Annotated in this window: 7 protein-coding genes; 5 read left to right on the top strand and 2 right to left on the bottom strand. The window is 52.3% G+C overall.

Annotated features, from left to right (window positions below):
- Nucleotides 1-75: 75 nt before the first annotated feature.
- Entirely contained in the window at nucleotides 76-1983 is a 1908-nt protein-coding gene (locus tag ACEVG1_RS19925) for a TonB-dependent receptor plug domain-containing protein (RefSeq protein ID WP_374745488.1), read from the bottom strand.
- A gap of 63 nt (nucleotides 1984-2046) precedes the next feature.
- Here ACEVG1_RS19925 and ACEVG1_RS19920 point away from each other — a divergent pair, with 63 nt between their 5' ends.
- Together ACEVG1_RS19920 and ACEVG1_RS19915 are read left to right on the top strand one after the other, a co-directional pair.
- The gene (locus tag ACEVG1_RS19920; RefSeq protein WP_374745487.1) at nucleotides 2047-3528 is read left to right on the top strand and encodes a PLP-dependent aminotransferase family protein; all 1482 of its coding nucleotides are present in this window, start codon (nucleotides 2047-2049) and stop codon (nucleotides 3526-3528) included.
- A gap of 89 nt (nucleotides 3529-3617) precedes the next feature.
- Nucleotides 3618-4334, top strand: a complete 717-nt coding sequence (locus tag ACEVG1_RS19915) for a hypothetical protein (protein ID WP_374745486.1) — start codon at nucleotides 3618-3620, stop codon at nucleotides 4332-4334.
- Nucleotides 4335-4345: 11 nt separating this feature from the next.
- On the opposite strand, the gene ACEVG1_RS19910 is transcribed toward ACEVG1_RS19915, so the two are convergent.
- Nucleotides 4346-5293 (bottom strand): zinc dependent phospholipase C family protein, encoded by a 948-nt coding sequence (locus ACEVG1_RS19910; RefSeq protein ID WP_374745485.1) that lies wholly within the window; start codon nucleotides 5291-5293, stop codon nucleotides 4346-4348.
- A 255-nt stretch (nucleotides 5294-5548) separates the two neighbouring features.
- On the opposite strand from ACEVG1_RS19910, the gene ACEVG1_RS19905 reads away from it, so the two are divergent.
- From ACEVG1_RS19905 to ACEVG1_RS19895, 3 genes are all read left to right on the top strand, one after another.
- Nucleotides 5549-6550: a glycosyltransferase family protein gene (locus tag ACEVG1_RS19905; RefSeq protein ID WP_374745484.1), complete on the top strand. Its 1002-nt coding sequence runs from the start codon at nucleotides 5549-5551 to the stop codon at nucleotides 6548-6550.
- On the top strand, nucleotides 6551-7888 hold the full coding sequence (locus ACEVG1_RS19900; RefSeq protein WP_374745483.1) for a GH1 family beta-glucosidase: 1338 nt from the start codon (nucleotides 6551-6553) through the stop codon (nucleotides 7886-7888).
- 112 nt (nucleotides 7889-8000) lie between these two features.
- Nucleotides 8001-8690, top strand: coding sequence for a DedA family protein (locus ACEVG1_RS19895; RefSeq protein WP_374745482.1), 690 nt, complete (start codon nucleotides 8001-8003; stop codon nucleotides 8688-8690).
- The last annotated feature ends 15 nt before the right edge of the window (nucleotides 8691-8705 follow it).

Genomic DNA, 8705 nt, shown 5'->3' with positions numbered 1-8705 from the left:
GAACGGTATGCCGGGTGGTGTGAGAGGTCGGAAAATAGAATAGGAGGAAAACTATTCTATTTTCCTCCTACTCGATTAAAGCCCGTATTTAACCCCCACACTAAACCATCGGCCGGGCATCGGTACGGCAGCCGACTCGATATACGTGACATCAAAGATATTTTGCACGTCTAAATAGATGTCAACCGGCTTAACGCGGTAACCGATTCGTGCGTCTCCTATGAAATAGCTTTTATAGCTGATCCGTTCGCTGAACCGTGCTGCCGCGGTAGCCGAAAACCTGCCCGACGAAACGTGTAAATTTGCCGTGGCCTGGTGGCGCAGGCTCTCGATGACGTATTTGGAAAGGAATCCTTCATTTTGGCTGTCTTCAAATTCGGGTGATAACCACGTATAAGAGAGCCCGGCCATCCAGGTGGTATGCTGGTGCTGGGAGGATATCCGGTAATTGCCGGAAAAGGTGAACCCGCGCGTGCGGTTCCGTTGGAAATTGCGGGGTTGCCAAGGGTCATCCGCGGAGAGCTTTACCCAGTCGATGAAGCCATCCATGTTCCGGTAGAAGTATCCGATCTGGGCGACAATCCGGTTGTCGGTGTACTTAAGGCCGCCCTCCGCATGCCAAGCGCTTTCCGACTGCAGCAGCGGGTTGCCGATGTTGCCCGGCCGTTGGTCTAGGTAAAGGTCGGTAAATGAAGGGATGCGCTGGCCCATACCCGTGTGGCCCACCAGCTTCCATCGGTCGCTCAGTTCGTAGCCCAGGTCGATGCCCGGAAATACCTGCCAGCCGTAATCTGAATTGTAATTGACGTAAGCGCCAGCACTGAATAATAACCGCTTTATTTTTTCGGTTTTGAACTCGGCATATAAGCCGTAATTGTCGCGGTTATGGTTGCCGATGTTACTGCTGCGGATGATTTCATTGCGCATTTCAACGCCCAACCCGATATCGCCTACCCCCGTTTGGAGGGTTGCGTTTACCTCGGTATTGATGGAATGGCCATGGTGCTGGCTCCGGGCACGGTTCAGGTCATGGCGGAAGTAGCGGTAGTCGTCGTATCCATAACGGTAGCTAACGCGGGGCGACAGCGAAAGGCGGTCGGTCAGTTGGCTCCGATATCCGATCGCGGCAAGAACCGTTTGAACTACCTCGCGCGATTCCTTGTCGCCGGGTGCTGCATAAAACCCGTTGGCGCCGAACCCGTTGGATACGTAGCCGCCCATCAATGAGAAGGCGTCCGTACGATTGGTAGCCACATTGCCTTGATAAAACACCTTATTGTTCCGGAACGCCGTATTGTAGCGGTAGCCATTGCCCGATTCATGGCTGCCATACAGCGAATGGCGGCCTGCCCGGCCGGCCAAGGTGGTGCCGAGTTGCATGCCCCGACCGTTGAAAACAACCCCGTTGTTTGCCGTGTCGCGCTTGAACCCCGAGCCCGTGTACACATGTGCCGATATGCCCGAAGCAGTAGGTTTCCTCGTGACGATGTTGATGGCCCCCGTAAGGCTGTTGATGCCATAGATACGGGCTGCTGGCCCGCGTATGATTTCAATCCGCTCGATGGCATCGGTCGGTATGGGCAAGTTGAGTCCGTTATGGCCTGTTTGGGCATCCAATACTTTGATGCCATTGACGAGGATGAGCGTTTGTTCAAAACTGCCCCCATCGATGCTAACGTCTGCCTGCGCGCCAAAGGGTCCGCGTTGCCGGAGGTCCACACCGCCTACGTGGCTTAGCAGCTCGTTAATCGACCGGACGGGCATTGCATCGATTTGTGCCCTGTCAATGATCTGTATGTTGCGGTTCTGTTTGGCAAAGGGCAGTTGCATCCGGTTTTCCGTGATGATTACCTCGCGTAGCGGTATGGCACTTGTATCCGAGGATTGCATGGTAAGGTGGCCGCCAGGGTTGCCGTGCGCAACGGCCAAGCCAGACCAAAATATCCCTAAAATTATCTGTGCCTGTTTAAAATATCGTTTCATTTGATTGATTTTTTGCAAAAGTCGTAACTTGCCGGCACATCAATAGGTGCCAGTTTTTATTTTATGGATAGTCCGGTTTTAGTGCCTTACCGAAGTTTCATCCACGTAACGCGTGGAGCCTCCACACCTGTTTACCTACAGGTGGCGCACCAGCTGATCAATGCGATCCAGCGCGGTTTCCTGATGGAGGGCCATAAGCTACCCGGAGGGCGCCAACTGGCCGGTTTGCTGGGGCTGCACCGCAATACCGTGGTGGCCAGCTATGCCGAGCTGGAGGCACAGGGGTGGATAGAAATCCTGCCCAGCCGAGGTGCGTTTGTGAGAAACGGGAAGCACGGTCAGCCCCACAAACTTCCCAGCGGTAAAAGCCACGCACTGGTGGGATACCCCGCACAGGCAGGGTTCCGCTTTAAGCGATGGGCCGTGTTGGACAACCCCTTTGACCATGCCCCCGCTACATTTGCGCTCGATGATGGATTGCCCGATCCGAGGCTATCGCATGTAAGCTATCTTTCGCGGTTGTTGCATACCAATATGAGGCGCAAAGGCAACCAACGTAAGCTGGGCTATACCAACTCATTGGCGGGTACGTATTACCGGGAGAACCTGGTGAATTTCCTCAACCTCACACGGGGGCTCCATATTTCCGAGCGGAACATCCTTGTAACACGTAGCTTGGAGCTAAGTATCTATATCGTTGCCGAAACCTTGATATCGCCCGGTGACCATGTGGTGGTGGGCGAACTCAGTTATTTTGCCACCAACATGATTCTCCAAAAGGCAGGGGCCACCATCCTTACGGTTCCTATTGATGATGAGGGGATTGATGTTGAGGCAGTCCGCCGGCTCTGTGAGCGCAGGCCCATCCGGATGCTCTATATAACGCCTCACCATCATTACCCCACTACGGTAACCCTCAGCGCCCAACGGCGGGTGGAGCTGCTGGAGTTGTCCGTAACGTATGGGTTTGTCATTTTGGAAGACGATTACGACTACGATTTCCACTATGATGGGAGCTCCTTGCTTCCGATGGCAAGTGCAGATACGGCGGGGATGGTGGTCTATGTCGGAACGTTTGGCAGGTCGATGGCGCCCGGGTTCCGGTCGGGGTTCATCGTGGCACCCACCGAACTGGTCGCCGAGATGGATAAACTACTGGGCATCATGGATCGGTACGGCGATACGATTACCGAATCTGCACTCGGAGAAATGATTGCCGATGGGGAAATCCACCGCTACCTGAAAAAGGCCATCCGGGAATATCGGGGGCGGCGTGACCACCTGGTCCGCTTGTTGGACGATCGGCTGGGCGATATGATCGACATGGTGGCACCCACCGGTGGCCTTGCCGTATGGACCAAATGGCCTCCCCATTATAATTTGATGCAACTCCGTGAAGCGTGCGCGCGAAAAGACTTGTATTTGCCTCGTTACCTGCTATATCAATCAAAAAAATACAGTGGCATACGTTTGGGCTTTGGGAGTTTATCGCTCGACGAACTCACCAAGGTAGTCGATATCGTTGCCAGTGTCTCTACCCGTTAGTTAATCATCAAAATACACCAATTTAGGTATTGCAGTCCCCTGCGATTGTTTTTTTCTTTGTTTTCAAATCAGTTAATAACAAAATTAATATGGCTATGAAAACGTTCAGGTTATTGATGTTGGCTATTGGGTTGGTAACCTTTAGCCTGTCTGGTTGTGAAAAGGGAGACACGGGTCCTATCGGCCCACAAGGGGAACAAGGAGACAAAGGCGATAAAGGGGACAAGGGCGACAAAGGAGACACGGGTGCTACTGGAGCCACTGGCGCACGGGGTGCTACCGGCGCTGCGGGTCCGCGCGGAGCCACGGGAGCCACGGGAGCTACCGGTCCACAGGGCCCGGCAGGTCCCCGTGGAGCAACGGGCGCTACGGGTCCACAGGGGCCTCAAGGTCCGGCGGGCACGGCCAATGTAATCTATAGTGGCTGGATTTCATTCCAGCAAGCCGAACGCGATACGTTAATCGATGGCACAAATTTAAAAGTCAATCACCTCCCGGCTCCCCGGTTGACGCAGGCTATCATTGACAATGGGGCGATACAGGTGTACATGCGCTTTGGGACCACGGTGCTTACGTTGCCCTACACAGCCCGTGCTGGATCGAGACCCAATACGGTCAGTTTTATTCCCAGACCCGGCCGGCTTTTCATCACGCGATTTACACATGACCATACTCCACCTTATTTAGGGTTTGGATCCGTGCAATTCCGATATGTTTTAATACCGGGTGGAGTAAGTGCAAGTTTGTCCAACCTCGACCTGCGGGACTACGATGCGGTCAGGGCGGCATTTAATATCATTGATTGATTAGTTGGTCGCTAATGCCATTCTTCCCTACCCAGTAGCTTTTGGCCTTTGTTGGGCGCAGGGATCGAATCCGTGGTCGGTGATTCCTGTGACAGGGACCGGATATCTGGCTGCCCCGCATCCACCCAAGCAGAGAACCAAAAGCTACCGATATGTTGGATGGCGCTCCGCATCCGCCGCTCTACCATGCCATCCAGCGCCTCGTGGTATGCAGTTGAATACGCATCCGTATACGTGCGGATTAGGGCATTGTTTCGGGTAATATATCCGTATTTCCTATCAGTGGGAAACGTCTCGTTCAGTCGCGCTTCGATTTCCAGTACTGAATCCACCAAGGCATGGCTTTCCTGCACGATGCGCCATGCTTCGTCGATAGGCGATTGGATATACTGCGCACGGCCTACAAAAAAGTCGTACCCATCCGAAAATAATTCCGGCAACCGGCTTTCCCAAAACGCGTGGATGCCTATTTGGTTGGTTTGTTGTCCGTTGTAATTGCTCGTCGTATGCAACGGCACATGGGCATCTGCGAGATAATGGCCGATGTCTGCCGAATGGCGTAATATCCGTTTGAAATCCCTTTCGCTAAATGCCCTAATCAATGAATGATAACTCCGGTTGATTTGCCAGGGCAGTATACCACTCGCCAACAACCTGCGTTCGCTGAATTTCTCTACGGCAGCCGTCCAATGGATGGGAATGCTATCGAACGGTTGGGAGCCGTATTCATCCGCATCGATGAAGTGGCGCGGCGACTCGGCGGTATCCACGTAACATCGCTTGTCGGCATCCACAGCGTGCTCCGTCATATAGTCCACATGATTTTTATAAAACCCCGCCATGTCCGTCGGTAACGTGAAAACAGCCATCCGATTAATCAGCTTGTGTGCATGGAACCCCCAAGAGGATAGCAACACAACCGCCAGGAGCGCTACGGGCAATAGGTAGATGCGGTACATGTGTTAAAGTTAACCCATATCCCCAAAGATTACAAATCGTTGACGTATTTTTAACATCAGCATCACAGTAAACTCCGTCTTTCGTCTCAAATATATACCGCAATTGAGATGAGACAGTTGGTAAATTGGTTGTCGGGTTTGAAAATCCGTATTTTTTCCCGTTTTTTGGTCTCTGCGTTTAGGCATTGACGATGGATAGTTGATTTCGGAGTGTCTGTTGTCTCATATCTTATATCTAACGTCTAACAGCTCAATATGAAAATCCTTTATGCGGTTCAAGGTACGGGCAATGGGCATCTTAGTCGGGCGATGGATGTGGTGCCCTGTTTGCAGCGGCGGGCCGCCGTTGACGTGTTGGTTAGTGGTATCCAAGCCGATCTGGAGTTACCGTTCCCCGTTAAATACCGGATGCACGGCCTCAGTTTTATTTTCGGTAAAAAAGGGGGGGTGGACCTGTGGAAGACGTTCATGAGTTCGACTGTGCGCAGGCTTATCCACGAAGTAAATACCGTTCCGATTGAGGGATATGATTTGATAATCAACGATTTCGAGCCTATATCGGCTTGGGCATGTCATCTGCGCGATAAGGAATGCATCGGTCTCAGCCACCAAGCGGCTACCATGGATGCGCAAGCTCCCAAACCCAAAGAGCAGGATATGTTGGGCAAATTTATCATGCGCAACTACGCACCGGCTTCTATCAACTATGGATTTCATTTCAGGCCATACAACCACCGGATATTCACCCCGGTAATCCGCCAGCAGGTGCGGCAGCTGGATGTGTCAGATGGCGGGCATTACACCGTATACCTCCCCGCTTATGACGACGCACGGCTGCTCAAAGAATTGATGCGTTTTCCCGATGTACGATGGCACGTGTTTTCCAAGCACAATAAAACCTCGTTCGAAATGCGCAACGTTCGCGTACAGCCCATTGCCAACGAAGCATTCATACAAAGTATGGCCGCATCCGCAGGCGTATTATGCGGTGCAGGGTTCGAAACACCCGCCGAAGCCTTATTCATGAAAAAGAAACTACTGGTCATTCCGATGAAAAACCAGTACGAACAACATCTCAATGCGGCGGCCCTCGAAGAAATGGGCGTTCCCGTAATAAAAAGCCTCAAGGCCAAGAACGACATCGCCATTGAAACATGGCTCAACAGTAAGCACACCGTCCATGTAGATTATCCCGATTGCACACAGGCCATTATCGATAGGCTGTTAGCAACACATGTGCCCAAAACGTTCGCATAAATGGTAAAGGCAGACTTCGGAGCTGATTTCCAATGGGGGGTGTCTACTGCCGCTTTCCAAACCGAGGGTGCTTGGGATGCCGACGAGAAGGGGTTGTCGATTTGGGATACCTTTACCCAGCGGAAGGGGAAAATCAAACACGGCCACCGTGCGGCTGTAGCCTGCGATTTCTATCACCGCTACCAAGCAGATGTGGCCTTTTTGAAACAAATGCATATCCCCAATTTCCGGTTTTCCCTGTCGTGGCCCCGTATACTGCCCGCTGGTATCGGTAAGCCCCATGGCGGGGGAATGGATTTTTACGATCGTTTAATCGACCATTGTTTGGAGCAGGGCATTACCCCCTGGATTACCCTGTACCATTGGGATTTACCACAGGCACTCCAAGACAAGGGAGGATGGACGAACCGCGACGTGTTGTCGTGGATTACGGAGTATGCCGCATGTGCTGCCAAGCGGTATGGCGACCGGGTAAAACGTTGGATGGTGCTCAACGAACCGACTGTATTCACTGGAGCCGGGTATTTCTTCGGCGTGCATGCACCTGGGCTCACGGGCTTGCGCAACTTCTTCCCGGCCGCCCACCATGCTGCGTTGGCTATGGGGCAGGGGGGGCGATTGCTGCGATCGGAAATACCGGCCGCCTCGGTGGGCAGCACCTTCTCGTGCTCAAGCATCCACCCCGCAAGTAGCCGCCCGCGGGATATGGAGGCTGCCAAACGCGCAGATGCGTTGATTAATCGGCTATTTATCGAGCCGCTGTTGGGCATGGGGTATCCCGTGGCGGATTTAAAGGCGTTGGGTGGAATGGAGAGATACATGCAGCCAGGCGACGATGCCCTGTTGCCGTTCGATTTTGACTTTATCGGTATCCAGAATTATACACGCGAGGTGGTGCGGCATTCCTTCTTTGTGCCTTACCTGCGGGCCAGGATTTGCCCGGCAAAGCACCGTGGGGTAAAACCCATCACCGACATGGGTTGGGAAGTGTACCCCGAATCCATTTACGAGATGATCAAGAAATTCAGCGCCTATCCGAACGTTCCCAAAATCTATGTCACCGAAAACGGGGCGGCATTCCCGGATACGGTAGCGAACGGGCAGGTGCACGACCATCAGCGTCGAGCATACTTGCAATCCCATATTGCCCAAGTGCTGCGTGCCAAACGCGAAGGAGGCAATGTGCACGGCTATTTTGTATGGACACTCACCGACAATTTCGAATGGTCGGAAGGTTACCACCCGCGGTTTGGTCTCGTGCATATCGACTTTGACACGCAGCTCCGTATACTTAAAGATTCGGGTAGGTGGTATGGCCAATTTCTGTCATCCCAATGACATTTCACTTCCTTAACAAAAAAGTGATACGGGGCCACGGGGTTATGGCATGATTTTATACAACATCTTTCCAGTATTCGTTCATTTCTTTGCTATTATTTTGGATTAGTTTGTGGAAGCATTTCTCGATTTTTTAAATAACCTAACCAATCCGGATTGGATTGTTACACACGGTGGCCTGTATTTATTGTTGTTCATCGTTTTTGCCGAAACGGGTATCCTCATTGGGTTTTTCCTGCCCGGTGATCCCATCCTCTTCATCGCAGGCATCATCATTGCCAATTTAACATTGGGTCCGGTAGATTCGGTACTCACCCTGTTGTATTGGATTGCGTTGATTTCTGCTGCCGGTATATTGGGCAATTTCGTAGGCTATTGGTGCGGTAAATACTTTGGGCACCGGTTGTTGAAAATGAAGGATAACTGGCTTTTCAAGAAAGAGTATATCCTGCGGGCCCAAGAATTTTACCACAAGCGCGGTGGGGTTGCCATTATCTTGGCGCGCTTCCTTCCGGTGGTGCGTACCTTTGCACCTATCGTGGCTGGCATTGTGGAGATGGACATCCGGAAATTTGCTTTCTACAATGTGGTGGGGGGGATCCTTTGGGTAGGCAGCCTGACCACATTGGGTTACCTGCTTGGTGAGAACGCCTGGGTACAACGCAATCTCGAATATGTTATCTTAGGCATCGTTGTAGCGGCGACGGCACCGGTGCTCTTAAAGATGGTTGCGGGGGGCGGCAAGAAAAAGCAAGCAGCAATTGCTCCGACCGAAATCGAGCCGATTGAAGAGGAGTGCTAGCAATAGAAAGATTAA

Source organism: Parapedobacter sp. 2B3 (assembly GCF_041925275.1).
Taxonomy (GTDB): domain Bacteria; phylum Bacteroidota; class Bacteroidia; order Sphingobacteriales; family Sphingobacteriaceae; genus Parapedobacter; species Parapedobacter pyrenivorans_A.
This window is presented reverse-complemented; position numbering and strand designations above follow the sequence as displayed.